The sequence below is a fragment of the Streptomyces sp. NPDC107521 genome (genome assembly GCF_055598485.1).
Map to the genome: position 1 here is coordinate 367,283 of NZ_JBVKAT010000001.1, position 18,736 is coordinate 386,018.

General features: G+C 75.3%; 17 protein-coding genes. 6 read left to right on the forward strand and 11 right to left on the reverse strand.

Annotation, left to right across the window (positions count from 1 at the left end; translation table 11 throughout):
- Positions 1–76: 76 nt before the first annotated feature.
- The 4 genes from ACZ7LB_RS01555 to ACZ7LB_RS01570 all read right to left on the reverse strand — a co-directional run bounded on the left by ACZ7LB_RS01555 (position 77) and on the right by ACZ7LB_RS01570 (position 6,421).
- Positions 77–700: a GntR family transcriptional regulator gene (locus ACZ7LB_RS01555; protein WP_471464753.1), complete on the reverse strand. Its 624-nt coding sequence runs from the start codon at positions 698–700 to the stop codon at positions 77–79.
- Between the two features lie 209 nt (positions 701–909).
- Positions 910–2,721: a 2-oxoglutarate dehydrogenase, E2 component, dihydrolipoamide succinyltransferase gene (sucB, locus tag ACZ7LB_RS01560; protein WP_471464755.1), complete on the reverse strand. Its 1,812-nt coding sequence runs from the start codon at positions 2,719–2,721 to the stop codon at positions 910–912.
- A gap of 60 nt (positions 2,722–2,781) precedes the next feature.
- Positions 2,782–4,170: a dihydrolipoyl dehydrogenase gene (gene lpdA, locus ACZ7LB_RS01565; RefSeq protein ID WP_471464757.1), complete on the reverse strand. Its 1,389-nt coding sequence runs from the start codon at positions 4,168–4,170 to the stop codon at positions 2,782–2,784.
- 724 nt (positions 4,171–4,894) lie between these two features.
- Positions 4,895–6,421, reverse strand: a complete 1,527-nt coding sequence (locus ACZ7LB_RS01570) for a leucyl aminopeptidase (protein ID WP_471464759.1) — start codon at positions 6,419–6,421, stop codon at positions 4,895–4,897.
- A 242-nt stretch (positions 6,422–6,663) separates the two neighbouring features.
- On the opposite strand from ACZ7LB_RS01570, the gene ACZ7LB_RS01575 reads away from it, so the two are divergent.
- Positions 6,664–7,461, forward strand: a complete 798-nt coding sequence (locus ACZ7LB_RS01575; RefSeq protein ID WP_471464761.1) for an endo alpha-1,4 polygalactosaminidase — start codon at positions 6,664–6,666, stop codon at positions 7,459–7,461.
- On the opposite strand, the gene ACZ7LB_RS01580 is transcribed toward ACZ7LB_RS01575, so the two are convergent.
- A complete protein-coding gene (locus ACZ7LB_RS01580; protein WP_471464763.1) occupies positions 7,409–8,026 on the reverse strand; it encodes an RDD family protein in 618 nt (205 codons plus the stop codon). The genes ACZ7LB_RS01575 and ACZ7LB_RS01580 overlap by 53 nt on opposite strands.
- Before the next feature lie 94 nt (positions 8,027–8,120).
- Positions 8,121–8,906, reverse strand: a complete 786-nt coding sequence (locus ACZ7LB_RS01585; protein ID WP_471464765.1) for an adenosylcobinamide-GDP ribazoletransferase — start codon at positions 8,904–8,906, stop codon at positions 8,121–8,123.
- 60 nt (positions 8,907–8,966) lie between these two features.
- Here ACZ7LB_RS01585 and ACZ7LB_RS01590 point away from each other — a divergent pair, with 60 nt between their 5' ends.
- The gene (locus tag ACZ7LB_RS01590; RefSeq protein WP_471464767.1) at positions 8,967–9,707 is read left to right on the forward strand and encodes a hypothetical protein; all 741 of its coding nucleotides are present in this window, start codon (positions 8,967–8,969) and stop codon (positions 9,705–9,707) included.
- Positions 9,708–10,437: 730 nt separating this feature from the next.
- Here ACZ7LB_RS01590 and cobT read toward each other — a convergent pair.
- Complete coding sequence (gene cobT / locus ACZ7LB_RS01595) at positions 10,438–11,496, reverse strand: nicotinate-nucleotide--dimethylbenzimidazole phosphoribosyltransferase (RefSeq protein WP_471464770.1); 1,059 nt, start codon at positions 11,494–11,496, stop codon at positions 10,438–10,440.
- Positions 11,497–11,645: 149 nt separating this feature from the next.
- Here cobT and ACZ7LB_RS01600 point away from each other — a divergent pair, with 149 nt between their 5' ends.
- On the forward strand, positions 11,646–12,359 hold the full coding sequence (locus ACZ7LB_RS01600) for a class I SAM-dependent methyltransferase (protein WP_471464772.1): 714 nt from the start codon (positions 11,646–11,648) through the stop codon (positions 12,357–12,359).
- Here ACZ7LB_RS01600 and ACZ7LB_RS01605 read toward each other — a convergent pair.
- Positions 12,348–13,547 (reverse strand): bifunctional adenosylcobinamide kinase/adenosylcobinamide-phosphate guanylyltransferase, encoded by a 1,200-nt coding sequence (locus ACZ7LB_RS01605; protein ID WP_471464775.1) that lies wholly within the window; start codon positions 13,545–13,547, stop codon positions 12,348–12,350. The genes ACZ7LB_RS01600 and ACZ7LB_RS01605 overlap by 12 nt on opposite strands.
- Positions 13,548–13,711: 164 nt before the next feature.
- Between ACZ7LB_RS01605 and ACZ7LB_RS01610 the strand changes: the two genes are divergently transcribed.
- Positions 13,712–14,011 (forward strand): hypothetical protein, encoded by a 300-nt coding sequence (locus tag ACZ7LB_RS01610; protein ID WP_471464777.1) that lies wholly within the window; start codon positions 13,712–13,714, stop codon positions 14,009–14,011.
- Between the two features lie 158 nt (positions 14,012–14,169).
- Here ACZ7LB_RS01610 and ACZ7LB_RS01615 read toward each other — a convergent pair whose 3' ends face one another.
- The 3 genes from ACZ7LB_RS01615 to ACZ7LB_RS01625 form a co-directional block, all read right to left on the reverse strand.
- The gene (locus ACZ7LB_RS01615; RefSeq protein ID WP_471464779.1) at positions 14,170–15,249 is read right to left on the reverse strand and encodes a S1C family serine protease; all 1,080 of its coding nucleotides are present in this window, start codon (positions 15,247–15,249) and stop codon (positions 14,170–14,172) included.
- A gap of 288 nt (positions 15,250–15,537) precedes the next feature.
- Positions 15,538–16,242, reverse strand: coding sequence for a class I SAM-dependent methyltransferase (locus ACZ7LB_RS01620; RefSeq protein WP_471465106.1), 705 nt, complete (start codon positions 16,240–16,242; stop codon positions 15,538–15,540).
- 83 nt (positions 16,243–16,325) lie between these two features.
- Positions 16,326–16,997, reverse strand: coding sequence for a DUF3043 domain-containing protein (locus ACZ7LB_RS01625; protein WP_471465107.1), 672 nt, complete (start codon positions 16,995–16,997; stop codon positions 16,326–16,328).
- 187 nt (positions 16,998–17,184) lie between these two features.
- On the opposite strand from ACZ7LB_RS01625, the gene ACZ7LB_RS01630 reads away from it, so the two are divergent.
- Both ACZ7LB_RS01630 and pspAA read left to right on the forward strand, forming a co-directional pair.
- The gene (locus tag ACZ7LB_RS01630) at positions 17,185–17,970 is read left to right on the forward strand and encodes a PspA/IM30 family protein (RefSeq protein WP_471464782.1); all 786 of its coding nucleotides are present in this window, start codon (positions 17,185–17,187) and stop codon (positions 17,968–17,970) included.
- 20 nt (positions 17,971–17,990) lie between these two features.
- A complete protein-coding gene (gene pspAA / locus ACZ7LB_RS01635; RefSeq protein WP_471464785.1) occupies positions 17,991–18,275 on the forward strand; it encodes a PspA-associated protein PspAA in 285 nt (94 codons plus the stop codon).
- Positions 18,276–18,736 lie beyond the last annotated feature (461 nt).

Here is an 18,736-nt window from a genome sequence, read left to right on the forward strand (position 1 = left end):
GCCGCCGGGAGCCGGTTCCGGGGGTGCGCGGGGGTGCCCGGTGGGGCGGGGCCGGGTGCTCGGGGCCCGGCGGTGGTCAGGGACGGGGGGCGCAGCCCAGGACGTGGGACTTGACCAGATCGGCGATGAGGGGGTCGCGGCGCCGGAAGGCGGCCACCAGCTCCTCGTGCTCCTCGGCGTAGGACTGCTGCACGGTGCCCAGCCACCGTATCGACAGGGCCGTGAAGACCTCGATGCCCAGCCCCTCCCAGGTGTGCAGCAGCACCGCGTTGCCCGCCGCCCGCACCATCTCCCGGTGGAAGCCCACCGTGTGCCGGACCTGGCCGGTCCCGTCGGAGACCCGGTCGGCCTCGTACAGCGCGGCCACGTGCGGTTCCAGTGCCGAGCAGTCCCGGGCCAGCCGGTCCGCCGCCAGCTCCGCCGCGATGGCCTCCAGGCCCGCCCGCACGGGGTAGCTCTCCTCCAGGTCGGCGGCGGTCAGGTTGCGCACCCGGACGCCCTTGTTCGGCGCCGACTCGATCAGCCGCAGCGACTCCAGCTCGCGCAGGGCCTCCCGCACCGGCGTCTGGCTGACCTCCAGCTCGGTGGCGATCCGCCGCTCCACGATCCGCTCGCCCGGCTTCCAGCGCCCGCTGATGATCCCTTCCAGGATGTGCTCGCGGATCTGTTCGCGCAGCGAGTGGACGACGGGCGCGGTCATGAGGGCTCCTTAGGAGGGGGCCCCTTCGGCCCCCGGGGGGCGTTGACGTTTAGACAATACGGCCGTCACGGCGCGTGCGAGGAGCGCGCGACGGCGCTTTCACGCAGGTGAGACGAGGCTTACACGGCGCACATGGGCCGCGACACAACGGTGCCCCCGCCCGGAAGCTTCCGGACGGGGGCACCGTGCAGGCCCTCTGGCAGGGGGTTCTACAGGCCCAGCTCGACCTCGAACTCGCCCGCCTCCAGGATCGCCTTGACCGCCGTCAGGTAACGGGCGGCGTCGGCGCCGTCCACCAGACGGTGGTCGTACGACAGGGTCAGGTACGTCATGTCGCGGACGCCGATGACCGTGCCCTCCTCCGTCTCGATGACGGCCGGACGCTTGACCGTGGCACCGATGCCGAGGATGGCGACCTGGCCCGGCGGCACGATGATCGTGTCGAACAGCGCGCCGCGCGAGCCGGTGTTGCTGATGGTGAAGGTCGCGCCGGACAGCTCGTCCGGGGTGATCCGGCTCGCCCGCACCTTGCCCGCCAGGTCGGCGGTGGCCTTGGCGATGCCGGCCAGGTTGAGGTCGCCCGAGTTCTTGATGACCGGGGTCATCAGGCCCTTCTCGGAGTCCACCGCGATACCGATGTGCTCGGTGTCGAAGTAGGTGATGGTCCCCTCGGCCTCGTTGATCCGGGCGTTGACGGCCGGGTGGGCCTTCAGCGCCTGGGCGGCGGCCTTGACGTAGAACGGCATCGGGGAGAGCTTGACGCCCTCGCGGGCCGCGAACGCGTCCTTGGCCCGGGCGCGCAGCTTCATCAGACGCGTGACGTCGACCTCGACGACCGACGAGAGCTGGGCCTGCTCACGCAGGGCCTTGACCATGTTGTCGCCGATGACCTTGCGGATGCGGGGCATCTTGACGGTCTGCCCGCGCAGCGGCGAGGCCTCCAGCGAGGGGGCCTTCCGCGCGGCGGGGGCCGCGGCGGCGGGGGCGGCCGGGGCCGGGGCGGCCTTGGCGGCCTCCGCGGCGGCGGTCACGTCCTGCTTGCGGATGCGTCCGCCGATGCCGGTGCCCTTGACGGTGGACAGGTCGACGCCGTGCTCGGCGGCGAGCTTGCGCACCAGCGGGGTGACGTACGCGCCGTCGTCCGCGGGCTGGGCGGCGGCGGGGGCGGCCGGGGCGGCGGGAGCCGCGACCGGGGCCGGGGCCGCGGGGGCCGGCGCGGGGGCCGCGACCGGGGCGGGGGCGGGGGCGGCCGGAGCCGGGGCGGGCGCGGCGGGCGCCTGCGGGGCAGCGGCGGCGGGGGCCGGAGCCGGGGCGGCGGGAGCCGGAGCCGCGGGGGCGGCCGGGGCCGGAGCGGCCGCCGGGGCGGCGGGAGCGGCCGGGGCGGCGGCGGGCGCGGCACCGGCGGCGCCGATGACGGCCAGCTTGGCGCCGACCTCGGCGGTCTCGTCCTCGCCGACCACGATCTCCAGCAGAGTGCCGGAGGCGGGCGCCGGGATCTCGGTGTCGACCTTGTCGGTGGACACCTCCAGCAGCGGCTCGTCGGCCTCGACGCTGTCGCCGACCGACTTCAGCCAGCGGGTGACGGTGCCCTCGGTGACGGACTCGCCGAGCGCGGGCAGGACCACGTCCGTGCCCTCGGCGGAGCCGCCGCCGGCGGCGGCCTCGGCGGTCGGAGCCGGCGCCGGGGCGGCCTGCTCGGTGGAGGGGGCGGCCGGGGCGGGCTCGGGAGCCGCCTCGGCGACCGGCTGGGCCTCGGCGGCGGGCTGGGCCGCCGGGGCGCCGGAGCCGTCGTCGATGACGGCCAGCTCGGCGCCGACCTCGACCGTCTCGTCCTCGGCGACCTTGATGGAGGACAGCACGCCGGAGGCGGGCGCCGGGATCTCGGTGTCGACCTTGTCGGTCGAGACCTCGAGCAACGGCTCGTCGGCCTCGACGCGCTCACCCTCGGCCTTCAGCCAGCGGGTGACGGTGCCCTCGGTGACGCTCTCACCGAGCGCGGGAAGGGTTACGGAAACCGCCATGGTTTCGGTTGCTCCTTACGAATTGCGGAAGTCTGTGTCGTCGCGCCCAGTGCCCGAGGGTCAGTCGTGGACGTGCAGCGGCTTGCCGGCCAGGGCCAGGTGCGCCTCGCCCAGCGCCTCGTTCTGCGTCGGGTGGGGGTGGATGAACTGGGCCACCTCGGCGGGCAGCGCCTCCCAGTTGTAGATGAGCTGGGCCTCGCCGACCTGCTCACCCATGCGGTCGCCCACCATGTGGATGCCGACCACGGCGCCGTCCTTGACCTGGACGAGCTTGATCTCGCCGGAGGTCTTCAGGATCTTGCTCCTGCCGTTGCCCGCCAGGTTGTACTTCAGGGCGACGACCTTGTCCGCGCCGTAGATCTCCTTGGCCTTGGCCTCGGTGAGACCGACGGAGGCGACCTCGGGGTGGCAGTACGTCACCCGGGGCACACCGTCGTAGTCGACCGGGACGGCCTTGACGCCGGCGAGCCGCTCCGCCACCAGGATGCCCTCGGCGAAGCCGACGTGGGCGAGCTGGAGGGTCGGGACGAGGTCGCCGACGGCGGAGATCGTCGGGACGTTGGTGCGCATGTACTCGTCGACGAGGACGTAGCCGCGGTCCATGGCGACCCCGGCCTCCTCGTAGCCGAGCCCCTGCGAGACCGGGCCGCGGCCGATGGCGACCAGCAGGACCTCGGCCTCGAACTCCTTGCCGTCGGCGAGGGTGACCTTGACCCCGTCCTGGGTGTACTCGGCCTTCTGGAAGAAGGTGCCCAGGTTGAACTTGATGCCCCGCTTGCGGAAGGCGCGCTCCAGCAGCTTGGAGCTGTTCTCGTCCTCGGCCGGCACCAGGTGCTTGAGGCCCTCGACGATGGTCACGTCGGTGCCGAAGGACTTCCACGCGGAGGCGAACTCGACGCCGATGACGCCGCCGCCCAGGATGATCGCGGACTTCGGCACGCGGTCCAGGACGAGGGCGTGGTCGGAGGAGATGATCCGGTTGCCGTCGATGTCCAGGCCCGGCAGCGACTTCGGCACGGAGCCGGTCGCCAGCAGGACGTGGCGGCCCTCGATCCGCCGCCCGTTCACGTCGACGGAGGTCGGGGAGGACAGCCGGCCCTCACCCTCGATGTAGTTCACCTTGCGCAGGGCGACCAGGCCCTGCAGGCCCTTGTACAGGCCCGCGACCACGTCGTCCTTGTACTTGTGGACGGCCGGTACGTCGATGCCCTCGAAGGTGGCCCTGACACCGAACTGCTCGCTCTCGCGAGCCTGGTCAGCGATCTCGCCCGCGTGCAGCAGGGCCTTGGTGGGGATGCAGCCCCGGTGCAGGCAGGTACCGCCGACCTTGTCCTTCTCGATCAGGGCGACGTCCAGGCCCAGCTGCGCCCCGCGCAGCGCCGCGGCGTAACCACCGCTGCCGCCGCCGAGGATCACTAGGTCGAAAACGGTGCTGGCGTCGTTCGCCACGTCACGTCCTCCATGCATTGCGCCACGCCGGTCTCCAGTGACCGGTCGGCGGCTGGTGTCCGGCCGCTCATTGTTCTCGGCCCTTAGGTGGGGCCCTGTCCTGCCGAGCCCCATCTTCGCACTTGTGGGGGCCGAACGAGACGCGGGGCCGGGGTGTGAGACACCCCACGTTCGCTGGGCGCGGACACCGGCGCGGCGCCGCCGGGCGCCGCGGTCCGGGCCGCGGCGGGCTCCCGGAGCCCCGCGCGGTCCGGACGCGGACGGCGGGATCCGTCCCGTCCTCCCCGGTGGGCGGGCGCACGGGCCGGACGCGGAGCGTCGCACGGAGGGGGTGTGTCCGTATATCGGACACTCTCGGACGTACCTGGATGTTCCGGCGGACGACGCGGGGTCCCCGGCGGGCGCACACGCCCGCCGGGGACCCCGGGACCGGCTCGGTGGGGCCTGAGGCCCGTCCGGCGGTTCCCGTCCGCCGCCCCACGGGCGACGGCGGCGATCGCGCCGCAGCCCCCAGGGCCTCTCGTCTGGATCATGCCGGGCTCGCGGGGTCCGGCCTGATCCAGACGAAAGCCCCCAGTGACCTGAGTCAGAGATTCTTCGTCAGATCGCGGCCATCAGCCGGATGCCGTGCGGCCGACAGGGTTCCGGCCCGGCCTGCTGACATCCGGCCTCCGGCACGCAGGGCAGCTCGCGAGAACCACCCGAACATCTCTGACTCAGGTCACTAGCCCAGCTCGCCCTCGGCGGCCAGCTCCGCGATCCGCACCAGGGTCCGCACCGCGCTGCCCGTCCCGCCCTTCGGCGTGTACCCGAACGGGGCGCCCTCGTTGTACGCCGGGCCCGCGATGTCCAGGTGGGCCCAGGCGATGCCCTCGCCGACGAACTCGCGCAGGAACAGGCCCGCGATCAGTCCGCCGCCCATCCGCTCGCCCATGTTGGCGATGTCGGCGGTGGGGGAGTCCATGCTCTTGCGCAGGTGCTCCGGCAGCGGCATCGGCCAGGCCGGCTCGCCGACCTCCTCGGCCGCCTCGTGCACCGCGGCGCGCAGCGCGTCGTCGTTGGCCATGATCCCGTAGGTCCGGTTGCCCAGCGCCAGCATCATGGCGCCGGTCAGCGTCGCCACGTCGATGATCGCGTCCGGCTCCTCCAGCGACGCCGCCCACAGCGCGTCGGCGAGCACCAGGCGGCCCTCGGCGTCGGTGTTGAGCACCTCCACCGTCGTGCCGCTGAACATGTGCAGCACGTCGCCCGGCCGGGTCGCGGAGCCCGAGGGCATGTTCTCGGCCAGCGCCAGCCAGCCGGTGACGTTGACCTCCAGCTTGAGGCGGGCGGCGGCGACGACCGCGGCGAACACGGCGGCGGCACCGCTCATGTCGCACTTCATCGTCTCGTTGTGCCCGGCCGGCTTCAGCGAGATGCCGCCCGAGTCGTAGGTGATGCCCTTGCCCACGAAGGCCAGCGTCCGCGTCGCCCTGGACGACGTGTACGACAGCTTGACCAGCCGCGGGGCCGCCGCCGAACCGGCGCCGACGCCGAGGATGCCGCCGTAGCCGCCCTTGGCGAGCGCCTTCTCGTCGAGCACCTGCACCTTGATGCCGTGCTCCTTCGCGGCGGCCTGCGCGACCGCCGCGAACGCCTCCGGGTCCAGGTCGTTCGGCGGGGTGTTGATCAGGTCGCGGGCGCGGTTCAGCTCCTGCGCCACGGCCGTGGCGCGCTCGACCGCCGCCTTGAACGCCTTGTCGCGGGGCCTGCCGCCGAGCAGCGCGGCCTCGCCCAGCGGGGCCTTGGCCCGCGCGGCCTTCGCGTTCCTGCCCTCGGCCTTGTAGGCGTCGAAGGAGTACGCGCCGAGCAGCACGCCCTCGCCGATGGCGCCGGCGTCGGCGGCCCCGGTGAGCGGCAGCGCGAACGCGGCCTTCTTCGCGCCGGTCAGGACGCGCGCGGCGGCACCGGCGGCACGGCGCAGCGCCTCGGCGTCGAAGTCCTCGCCCTCCTCGGGCTCGGCGCCCAGGCCCACCGCCACCACGAGGGGGGCCTTGAAGCCGGGGGGCGCGGGCAGTTTCGTCACCTCGCCCTCGGAGCCGGAGGCGCCGAGGGTCTCCAGGACGTCGGCCAGCGTGCCGTCGTACGCCGTGTCCACGGCCTCGGCGCCCGGCGCGACGACGGGGCCGCGCGCGCCCTTGGCGACACCGATCACGATGGCGTCGGCCCGCAGGCCGGCCGCCGCTGCGGTGGAGAGAGTGAGAGCAGTCACGGTGGTGAATTCTCGCTTCCGTATGAAGTCCGATGTGGCCGAAAGTGGGTGGGTCGACCTGCCCCGGCCACCGACCCTAGATCCCTCCCACGACGCGGTGCCCACCGGGAGGGCGGAACACCCGGGACGAGCCTACGCTCGCGCGCCCGCGCACTTCCCGCCACGCCCGCGGATTCCGGTCCGGCGCCCCGCCCGCGGGATCATCCTCCGGTACGCCGTCCCCGGCCCTGGAGCCCGCCCGAATGCGCCGTCCGGTCCTGCTGACAGTCCTCCTCCTGCTCCTCGCGGGCTGCGTCGCCGCCCCCTCCGGCGACGCGCCCCCCGACGGCGCCCCGCCGGGCGGCCACTGGCGGCCCCGGCCCGGTACCGCCTGGCAGTGGCAGCTCGGCGGACGCCTCGACACCTCCGTCGACGTCCCCGTCTACGACATCGACGGCTTCGAGAACCCGGTGTCCGCCGTCACCGCGCTGCACCGAGCCGGGCGCAAGGTGATCTGCTACCTCTCCACCGGCGCCTGGGAGGAGTTCCGGCCCGACGCCGGGGACTTCCCCGCGTCCGTGCTCGGCCGGGGCAACGGCTGGGAGGGCGAGCGCTGGCTCGACATCCGCGCCACCGACGTCCTGGAGCCCCTGATGGCCGCCCGCCTCGACATGTGCCGGGACAAGGGCTTCGACGCCGTCGAACCGGACAACATGGACGGCTACCGCAACGGCACCGGCTTCCCGCTCACCGACGCCGACCAGCTCCGCTACAACCGGCTGATCGCGCGCCTCGCCCACGAACGGGGACTGGCCGTCGGCCTCAAGAACGACCTCGACCAGATCCCCCGGCTCGTCGGGGACTTCGACTTCGCGGTCAACGAGCAGTGCGCCCAGTACGGCGAGTGCGACGACCTCACGCCGTTCATCGACGCGGACAAGGCGGTCTTCCACGCCGAGTACGAACTGCCCACCGACCGCTTCTGCCCCGACTCCCGCAGGCTGCGGCTCAGTTCGGTCCTGAAGAAGTACGACCTCGGGCCGTGGCGCCGGGCCTGCTGAGCCGCGCCCCGGTCACCGTCGTGCCCGCCGCCCGGTCCGCCAGCGAACGCCGGCCGGGCGCCAGCACGAACAGGGCGTCGAGCAGCAGCAGCGCCACCGCCGCCGCCCAGACCAGCACCGACAGCACGACCCGGCCCTCCACCAGCAGCACGCACGCCACCGCGAACAGGGCGAGGTCCACCGCGGTCGCCGCCGCCGCCCGCCGCGCCGCCCGGCGCGGCGGCACCGGGCCCACCCGCAGCCCCACCAGGCCCTTGCCGAGGGTCCGCCCCAGCAGCGCCACGCACCCCCACTGGTACAGGAACGCGGCCAGGAGCAGCAGTACCAGGCCCTGTTCCACGTAGAGCACCGACCTGTCCCACAGCGACCCCCCGAAGGAGCGCGAGGCGTTCAGCACGTCACCGCGCGAGGCCAGCAGGTCCAGCGCGCCCCGGGTGGCGAGGCCGGGCACCTCGGTGAAGAGCGCGGAGATCCGGTGGAAGGTCAGTACGGCCAGCCCCGACGCCACGGCCGCGACCAGCCCCGCGTCGATGAACCAGGCCGTGGCCCGGCGTGTCCTCTCCATGAACGTCCCCCGCCCGCTCGTGGGTCACGGCCCGTCACCGAGCGGCCCACCGCCCGGCCGCCCCTTTGGGGAGCGCCGTCCCGGCGGGATCGTCTCAGGTCAGCGACCAGACCACGAGGGCCGCGGTCGCCGCCGTCTCCGCCACCCCGCCGAATACGTCCCCGGTCACCCCGCCGAAGCGGCGGACACAGCGCCGCAGCAGCAGCTCGGCCGCGGCCAGCGCGGCCACCACCGCGGCCGCCGCCGACACGGCGCCGCGCGGCCCGGCGAGCCCGCCCGCCGCTGCCGCCGCCACCGCCACGGCCGCGGCCACCGCTCCGAGCGCCGCCGGGACCGGGACCACGCCCGCCACCGCCGCGCCCAGGCCCTCCGGACGGGCCGCCGGAACGCCGGCGCGCGCCGCCAGCGTCAGCGCCAGCCGCGCCGCCGTCGCCGACACCACGGCGGCGAGCGCGCCGCCCGTCCAGGACGCCGCGTACGCCTGGGCCAGTGCCGCCACCTGGGCGAGGAGCACCAGCACCAGCGTCACGACGCCGAACGGGCCGATGTCCGACCGCTTCATCACCCGCAGCGCGTCCTCGGCCGGCCTGCCGCTGCCGAGGCCGTCCGCGGTGTCGGCCAGACCGTCCAGGTGCAGCCCCCGGGTGAGCACGGCCGGCACGGCGGCCGTGGCGACGGCGGCCAGCAGCGGCGACCCGCCCGGCAGCAGGAACAGCAGCCCCGCCGCGGCCGAGGCGGCACCCACCACCAGGCCCGCGAGCGGCGCGCACAGCATGCCGGAGCGCGCGGCCACCCTGTCCCAGCGGGTCACCGCCACCGGGAGCACCGTGAGGGTGCCGAAGGCGAACCGGAGGCCGTCGGGGAAGGGGGTCCTGAGCACCGGCGCAGACTATCCGCCGGTCGGGAGGGGAGCGCCGACGGGTGGGGATAAAGTGCGCATATGGGAGATTGGTGGCACCGGAACATCGTCGAACCCGGCAAGCTCCCGCTCCTCCTCGCCCTGAGCGCCTTCGTGCTGACGTTCGTGATCACCCGGACCATCACCCGCCTGATCCGGGCCGGGAGGGGACCCTTCGGCAACGTGCGCGCGGGCGGGCTGCACATCCACCACGTGGTCCCCGGCGTCGTCCTCACCGTGATCGGCGGCTTCGGCGCCGTCGCCGGGGGACGCCACGGCTTCGGCTCCGCCGCGGCGGCGGTGCTCTTCGGGACCGGAGTGGGGCTGGTGCTCGACGAGTTCGCGCTGATCCTCTATCTGGACGACGTCTACTGGACCGAGGCCGGGCGCAAGAGCGTGGAGGCGGTGGTGCTGACGGCGGCGCTGGTCGCGCTGGTGCTGGCCGGGTTCTCGCCGTTCGGCGTCGACAACGTCTCCCAGGACGAACTGCAGGACCGGGCGAACGTCATCACCACCGTCGCCGGGAACTTCCTGTTCGCCCTGGTCGCGCTCAGCAAGGGCAAGGCGCGGCTGGCGGTCCTCGGAGCCATCGTCCCGGTGGTGGCGCTGGTGGGCGCGGTACGGCTGGCCCGGCCGGACTCACCGTGGGCCCGTCGGTTCTACTCCCGGCGCCCGCGCGCCCGGGCACGCGCGCGACTGCGGGCCTACCACCACGACCGACGCTGGTCGGGCCCGCGCAGGGCCTTCCAGGACTGGATCGCGGGCCGCCCGGACCCGGAATGACGACGCCGACCCGAGAGACGCCCGCCCGAGCCCCACCCCCGCACCCAGCCGGAAGCCGAATCCGAACAGCGGACCCCCTCAGCACCCGCACCCGCGCACAACGGAAGCCGACCGAGGCCGAGCGGACCCGCACCCGCGCACGGCGGGAGTCGGAGGAAGAGGACGTGCGGCCCTCCACCCGCGCACGGCGGGCGCCGAAAGCTGAGAGTGGGCGTGGCCCCCGCACCCGCGCACGGCGAGGGTGGGAAGGGAAGGCTGGGCGAGAGCCCGCACCCACGCACGGCGAGAACCGGTAGGGAAGGGTGGGCGAGAGCCCGCATCCGCGCACGGCGAGAGGCGGAAGGGAAGGGTGGGCGTGGCCCCGCAGTCGCGTACGGCGGGAAGGGGACGGGGCGGGGGTGGTCGCCCGCAGAGGTTGGCGCGTCAACAGAGTGCGCCTCGTCGCCACCCGATTCCGCGCCGTTCCGAGGACGACCACCCCCGTCCCGGCCCCGACCCACACCGCACAAAGAGGCGCAACACGCACCCCCACCAACCGAAAGATGCGCCGCAGGCACCCCCACCCACCCACGGAAAGAGACCGCCCCGAAGCACCCTGGACAGCCCCGCCCCGGCGCGACCTCCCGGCAGACGCGGCCACGGGCTCCACTATCGGGCCCGCACCACGGCAGGACGGCCGGTGCGGCGGGCCCGATGCCCGAGCCCCGAGCCCCGAGCCCGCGCCCCTCAGCTACGCCTCCGTGGGAACCGTCTCCGGGAGTTCGGCGGGAAGGGACGCCGCGGCCTGGATCAGGGGCAGGGCCAGGAGGCCACCGGTGCCCTCGCCCACCCGGACGCCGAGGGACAGCAGCGGCTCCAGCGCCATCCGGTCCAGCGCCTTCGCCAGCGCGGGCTCGCCGCTGTCGTGCGCCGCCAGCCACCAGTCCGGCCCGCGGAACGCCGCCCGCTGGCCCACCAGCGCACACGCCGCCGCGACCACGCCGTCCAGGATCACCGGGGTCTTCCGCACCGCGCTCTGCAACAGGAAGCCCGTCATCGCCGTGAGGTCCGCCCCGCCCACCGTCGCCAGCAGCCGCAGATGGTCGCCGAGCACCGGCCGCGCCCGGCGCAGCGCGTCACGGATCGCCGCGCACTTGCGCATCCACGCGAGGTCGTCGACGGCCACCCCGCCCCGCCCGGTCACGACCGACGCGTCCGTGCCGCACAGCGCCGCGATCAGCGTCGCCGCCGCCGTGGTGCCGCCGACGCTCAGATCGCCCAGCACCACCAGATCCGTACCGGAGTCGGCCTCCTCGTCGGCCAGCGCGACCCCCGCACGGAAGGCCGCCTCCGCCTCCTCCAGGGTCAGCGCGTCCTCCAGGTCGATCCGGCCGCTGCCGCGCCGCACCCGGTGCCCCGAGACCCCGCCCGGCAGCGACTCCGGGTCGCAGTCCAGCGCCATGTCGACCACCCGCACCGGCACGCCCATCCGCCGCGCCAGCACGGACACCGGGCGGGCGCCCTCCAGCACCTCGCGCACCAGCTCCCCGGCACCGCCCGCGGGCCGCGCCGAGACGTTCAGCTCCGCGATCCCGTGATCGCCGGCGAAGAGCACCACCCGGGGATGCTCGATGGGCCGCACCGGCACGGACGCCTGCGCCGTGGCCAGCCATTCACCCAGGTCGTCAAGACGGCCCAGCGCACCGGGCGGCACGTCCTGACGCTCCCGGCGCGCCTCGGCGTCGCGACGCACCCCGCCGTCGGGGCGCTCGATCAGGTCGGAGAAGTCGTCGAGATTCAGCGAGCTCATTCGTCGAACAGTACCGGCCCGGCGGGGCGGCCCGGGGGGCCACATCCGGACCGTGTCCCCCGGGCGTCGCTCCACCCGACGCGGGTATCCCCTACGTACCGTTTCGGCACGGGTTGTCCTACGTTCCGCACCCTCCCGGGAGCCGCCCCATGTCCGCCCCCTCCGTCCCCCCGCCACCCCCCGTCAGCCGGATGCCGCAGCCGCCGCCCCCGCCCCGGCACCTCCCGCGCCGCGCCGACTGCCCCTGGTGCGGCTCGCCCCGGCTGCGCGGCCCCCGCGCCGGGTACGACGCCTGCCGGGACTGCCGCCACGCCTTCCGCAACCCGGCCCGCCCCGACGGCCCGCCGCCCGGCCCCCTGTCGCGCGCCGGGGCGCGGCGCGGGCACCGCCGCGCCGCCCGCGCGCTGTTCCCGCACAGCCCCGGGCCGGAGAGCTGGCTGGACGTGGGCACCGGCGAGGGCGCCTTCCCGGCGGCGGCCCGGGAACTGTTCCCGTACACGTCCTTCGACGGGACCGACCCCGGCCACCGCGTGCTCCGCGCCCGCGCGGCGGAACACGTCGAGGAGGCGTACGTCGGCCGCCTGACGGACCCGCACCTCGCCGCCCGGCTGCGCGCCCGCTACGACGTGGTCAGCCTCCTGCACCAGCTCGCCGACGCCGCCGACCCCCGCGCCGAACTCCGCGCCGCCGTGGACGCCCTGCGCCCCGGCGGCCACCTGCTCGTGGAGGTCCTGGACCCGCGCCGCCCGCTCGCCCCGCCCCCGGAGGGCCTCCGCGCCGAACTGCGGGACCACGGCTGCGCGGTGCTCACCGGCGAGCGCTCCCGCCGGGTCGTCGCCCGCAAGGGGGCGTCAGCCGCGTAGCACCAGGGCCTGCCCGGCCACCACCAGCACCACCTGCTCGCACTCGCCCGCGAACGCCGCGTTCAGCCGCCCCAGTTCGTCCCGGTAGCGGCGGCCCGACGCGGTGGCCGGCACGATCCCCGAACCCACCTCGTTGGAGACCGCCACCACGGTGCGCCGCGTCCCGCGCACCGCCTCCGTCAGCTCCCGGGTCCGCTCGCGCAGCGCCCGCTCGCCGCCGTCCGCCCACTGGGCGTCGTCCCACGCGCCGACCGCGTCCATCGCGTCCGTCAGCCACAGCGACAGGCAGTCGACGAGGAGTGGCGGCCCCTGGTCGGTCAGCAGCGGCACCAGGTCGCAGGTCTCGGCGGTCCGCCAGGAGCCCGGCCGCCGCTCCCGGTGCGCGCGCACCCGCTCCCCCCACTCGGTGTCCCCGCTCCGCGAGCCGCCCGTCGCCACGTACAGCACGTCGGGGAAGGACTCCAGCCTCCGCTCGGCCTCCACCGACTTGCCCGACCGGGCGCCGCCCAGCACCAGGGTCCGGCGCGGCACGTCCGGCACGTCCTCGTACGCCCCCACCACCAGCGTCGTTCCGTCCGGCACCGCCCGCGCGCCCGCCGCCGCGAGCCGCCGGGCCAGCTCGCGGCCCGGCGGCACCCCGTGGTCCAGGTGGACGGCGACCACGTCGGTCGTCGGGCCCGCCGCCCCGGCCGCCCGCAGCCGGGCCAGCGCGTCCGGCCGCCCCACCACGTCGGCCAGCACCAGGTCGTAGGGCTGGGCCGGCTCCTCCAGACCGGCCGGCGCCCCGCCCGGCGGGAGGTACAGCAGCCGCTGCCCGTCCAGGCCGGTCACCTCGTACCCGGTGCCCGGCGCGTCCAGCGCCACCGCCCGCACCCGGTGCCCGGTCAGCAGCGCCAGCCGCCGCCCGTCGGGCACCCGCCCCGGCTGCGGCAGCCCCGCCGGGACCTCCACGGCGGGGCCGTCGTGCGGATGGGAGAGCAGCACCTGGCGCACCCCGGCCAGGGAGTGCCCGGCGCGGGCGGCGGCGAACGCGGCCCCGGGCAGCAGGTCGAGCAGCAGCGCCCCGTCCACCAGCAGCGCGGTCGCCCCGCGCGCGTCCTCGCCCTGGGCGACGGCACAGGCCGCGCAGGGACAGTCGGGGCGGGGGAGTCCCGCGGGGGCACCGGTGCCGAGAAGAGTCACGTCCACGCAGACGATTTTCGCCGGTGCCCCCGCCCGACGCGCGCCCGCGCCCCCGCCGCCGCACCCGGGCCTTCTACGAAGCGCCCCGTTCAGCGCATAGGCTGCGACCGGAGGCCGGACGACGCGCCGGTCCCCGCACCGCAGCGGGTGCTCACATCTGGGAGGCGTACATGGCGGCATGGGCGTGGCGGTTCGAGACGGCCGACGGGACGGAGGTCCAGCCCTCGGTGCGGCCCGAGGAGTTCACCACGCAGGGGGACGCCGAGTCCTGGATCGGCGAGCACTGGAAGGAACTCAAGGACGGCGGCGCGGACCAGGTGCGGCTGTTCGAGGACACCACCGAGATCTACGGACCGATGAGCCTGCACGCCGAGGGCACCGAGGGTGCCGAGGGTGCCGAGGCGGGCGGCGGGACCGGGTCCGCCGACGCCGCGGAGAGCGCCGCCGCCCCGGGGAGTGCCGAGGGCTGACGGGTTCCGGCGGGGCCGGGCGGGTTCCGGCGGCGCGGTCCGGCGGGCCCCGCCCGGCCGGCGTCCCGCCCCGGGAGGTCCGGCGGGGGCGCCACGGCGTCGCCCGCCGCCGCCCCGGCCCCCGCCCGCTCACCGCTCACCCGCTCACGGCTCCCCGCTCACTGCTCGCCGAGCGTCACCTCGGCGGAGCGCTCGTCACCGCCCCGGGTGTACGTCACCTTCGTCCGGTCGCCCGGCTTCAGCGGCGCCAGGGCCTCGGCGAGCGACGTCACCGTGGTGATCCGCGCGTCACCCACACCGGTGATGACGTCCCCCGGCCGCAGCCCCGCCTTCTTCGCCGCCCCGTCGTCGCTCACCTCGACGACGGCCGCCCCGGCGGGCTGGTAGGAGTCGTTCACCACCGTCCGCACGGTGATCCCGAGCGCCGCCCGGCCGGAGTCGGTGACCCGGCCCTTGGCGATGATCTGGTCGGCCACCGTGCGCACCATCGACGCGGGGATCGCGAACCCGATGCCGGGCGCCGCGCTGTCCGGGAGGCCGGGGTCGGTCGCCGCGAGCGTGGGGATGCCGATGACCCGGCTGTCGAGGCCCACCAGGGCGCCGCCGCTGTTTCCCGGGTTGATCGCCGCCGAGGTCTGCACCATGTTGCCGATGGTCGCGCCCGTGCCGCCGCCGCTGCGGCCCTCCGTGACGGTCCGCCCGGTCGCGGAGACGATGCCCTGCGTCACGCTGGACGACAGCCCCAGCGGCGAGCCCATCGCCAGCACGATCTGCCCGACCTCCACCTTCGAGGAGTCGCCGAAGGAGGCCGCCTTCACCCCCCGGGGCACCTGGTCGAGCTTGATCACGGCGAGGTCCTGCTGCGGGTAGGAGGAGACCAGCGTGGCGTCGAGCGGCTCCTCGCTGTGCGCGGTCGTCACCCGGAAGGACTTGTCGTTGCCGACGACGTGCGCGTTGGTGACCACGTGCCCCTTGCCGTCGTAGACCACGCCCGAGCCCAGCGAGTCCCCGGCCTGGATCTGCACCACCGAGGGCAGTACGTCCTTGATCACCCGCTGGTAGTCGGACTGGAGACCGTCGGCCGCGCGCGGGGCCGCGGCCCGCGCCGCGACGCCCTCCGCCGCGCCCCGGGCGCCGCCGGAACCCGCCGCGGAGCACCCGGCGATCAGGAGGGCGGAGCAGGCCAGCGCGGTCGCCGGGGCGGCGGCGCGGAACACACGAGTACGGGAAGCGTCCATGCCCCGAGTCTCACCGCGCCCCGGTGGCCCGGCCCCCGGTGCACACCCGAACGGGCGCCCCGGGCGGAGCCGCGCGCCCGTGCCGCGACCGGAAGGGCCCACCGGCGAACCCCTCCGTCACCGTGCCAGGGTCTTTCGTTCGGACCGGGGCCGGATCAGGGGGCGGGGTCCGGCGCCGTGCGTCGCGAGGCGGAGGAGGAAGTGAGGGCGGAGCCCCGGCGGCCGACGGCAACGCGGCGAGGTGCGGCGCCAGGGCCCGCGAGCCCGGCATGATCCAAACGAGAGGCCCTAGCGGCCGCGCACCCCGCACAGGTGGAGCAGCCCCGCGACGCCCCGGTAGGGGTCCGTCCGTCCGGCCCGCTCCTCGGCGGCCAGCAGGGCCGTCAGGTCCTCCGGGGGCGCCGTGCCGTCGGCGGCCGAGTCCGTGAGGACCCGCACGCCGTACCAGGAGTGCAGGGGCGCGCCGATGCCCGCGAGCTTGGCGGTCAGGGTGGCCAGCCGGTCCGCGCGGACCTCCAGGCCCTCGCGGTCGCGGCAGGAGGCGCTGTCGAAGGCGGCCAGCGCGCCGGACCAGTCACCGGCCAGGCCGGGACGCATCGCGAGCGCGTCGCCGTTGCGCACCAGCAGCGACAGCAGCCCGCCCTGGGCGAGCATCCGGGCCAGCCCCGCCAGCAGCGGGTCGGGCTCCTCGGTGTACATCAGGACGCCGTGGCAGAGCACCACGTCGAAGCTGCCGGGCAGGAAGTGCACCCCGGTGTCCCGGCCGTCGCCCTCGATGATCCGCATCCGCTCCCGGATGCCCTCGGGCTCGCCCGCCAGGGCCCGGCGCGCCGCGGCGGTCAGAGCCGCGTCCCGCTCCAGGCCGGTCACCCGGTGCCCGGCCCGCGCCAGCCGCAGCGCCCGGGTGCCGCGGCCCATGCCCACGTCGAGCACGCGCAGCCGTCGGCCGACCGGGAACCGGCCGGCTATCTGCTCGTCGAGCTGGCGGGCCACCAGCTCCTGGCGCACGATGCCGCGCAGATCGGCGCCCGTCACGGGCCGGGTGTCCGCGGCGCCGTCGGGCAGGGGTGGCGCGCTCAGGGCCTCTCTCCGCGCTTGACCTGCGGCTTCGGCAGACGGAGCCGGCGCATCTGGAGCGAGCGCATCAGGCCGTAGGCGACCGCGCCGCGGCGGGAGGTGTCGGGGAAGCGCTCGGTGAGGCGCTTGCGCAGCCGGAACCCGGTGCTGATCGAGTCGAGCACGATCAGCACGATCACGACCATCCACAGCAGCAGCGCCGCGTTCTGCAGGGCCGGCACCCGGATCACGCTCAGGATCAGGATGATCACGGCCATCGGCAGGAAGTACTCGGCGATGTTGAACCGGGAGTCGATGAAGTCGCGGGCGTACTTGCGCACCGGGCCCTTGTCCCGGGCGGGCATGTACCGCTCGTCGCCGTTGGCCAGCGCCTGGCGCTGGCGCTCCAGCACGCTGCGGCGCTCCTCGCGCTGGCGCTTCGAGGCCTCCTTGCGCGTCATCGGCGTGTTGGCGACGCTGCGGCGCTGGGACTGGGCCTGGCTGCGCTTGGGCGTGGGCCTGCCCTTGGGGGCCTGCGGGTCACGGGGCTGCTTGGAGGCGTCCACCGCGTTGGCGGCGGAGGCCTTCTCTTCCTTGGCACGGCTACGGAACACAACACCCAAGGGTACGGGGTGGGGGAGGGCGGCCCGCCGCCCGGTCGGGAACGATCCGGCAACGCCACGCGTCTCCAAGGGGGACAGAGCGGACACGGCTCCTCCTTCCGCGGGAGGAGACGGGGTGCGCAGTCGTCCTCGGGGAGGAGCGCATCGGGTCCCGGACAGTGCGGTAATGGAGACATGGCCCGTACTGTGGGTTCTGATGCAGTCGGTGCAGCCGGAGTCGGTCAGAAGGGGGCGCGCGAAGCCCATGAGCGGTGTCATGAAGCGTATGGGGATGATCTTCCGCGCAAAGGCCAACAAGGCCCTTGACCGGGCCGAGGACCCGCGCGAGACCCTCGATTACTCGTACCAGAAGCAGCTTGAGCTGCTGCAGAAGGTGCGCCGCGGCGTGGCCGACGTGGCCACCAGCCGCAAGCGTCTGGAGCTCCAGCTCAACCAGCTCCAGTCGCAGTCCTCCAAGCTGGAGGACCAGGGCCGCAAGGCGCTCGCGCTGGGCCGGGAGGACCTGGCCCGCGAGGCGCTCTCGCGCCGCGCCGCGCTCCAGCAGCAGGTGACGGACCTGGAGACGCAGCACGCCACGCTCCAGGGCGAGGAGGAGAAGCTCACCCTCGCGGCCCAGCGGCTCCAGGCCAAGGTGGACGCCTTCCGCACCAAGAAGGAGACCATCAAGGCCACCTACACCGCCGCCCAGGCGCAGACCCGCATCGGCGAGGCGTTCTCCGGCATCTCCGAGGAGATGGGCGACGTGGGCCTGGCCATCCAGCGGGCCGAGGACAAGACCGCCCAGCTCCAGGCCCGGGCCGGCGCCATCGACGAACTGCTCGCCTCCGGTGCCCTCGACGACCAGTCCGGCATGCACAAGGACGACATCCAGGCCGAGCTGGACCGGCTCTCCGGTGGTACGGATGTGGAGCTGGAACTGCAGCGGATGAAGGCCGAACTGGCCGGGGGCTCCAGCGCCGACCGCCAGGCCATCGAGGGAGGCCAGGGCGAGGCGCGCCCCCAGCAGCAGCCGCAGGACACCCCGCGCTTCGACAAGCAGTAGGCCACGCCGAGGAGGGCGACATGATCGTACGGATCATGGGGGAGGGGCAGGTGTCGCTGGCCGACGGCCGCCTCACCGAGCTGAACGAGCTGGACGACGAGCTTCTGGCCGAGGTGGAGAAGGGCGACGGCCCGGCCTTCCGGGCCACCCTCCAGGCGCTCCTGTCCAAGGTCCGCGACCTGGGCGAACCCGTGCCGGACGACTCCCTCCAGCCGTCCGACCTCATCCTCCCGGCCGCCGACGCCACCCTGGAGGAGGTCCGCGCCCTCCTCAGTGACGACGGCCTGATCCCGGGCGGGGCCTGACCCTCCGGGACACGGCGGCACGGGACGCGACGCCGCGGCGCGGCGCCCGGGGGCGCGCTCCCGGGCGGACGCGGTGGCCCCGGGCGGCCCGCCCGGGCACGGGGGCGTGCGAGCCGCGCCGCGTGGTGCCGTGCCGCAGGGCTCCCGACGGAGCCGTACCGCCGGGACACCCGCCCGGGCCGCCGAGGGCCGCGCCCCGCCCGGCCCCATGGGCCGGGCGACCGGATCGCGGGCCCGCCCGCCGCGTAGGGCCGTCATGCCGTCCCAGGCCCGTGAGCGGGTCCGTCGAGCCCCGGGCCGTGGGCGCGCCGCCCCGTTGCCGGCGCTCCCGGCCGCCCCCCGGCGGTGCCCCGCACGGTGCCCGGCACCGACGGGTGCTCCGGGCCGCCGCCCCGCCCCGGCGGGGGAGCCGGCCGCGGTCCGGCCCCGGCGGGCCCCGCGCCCCGCTACCGTAGGCCCGT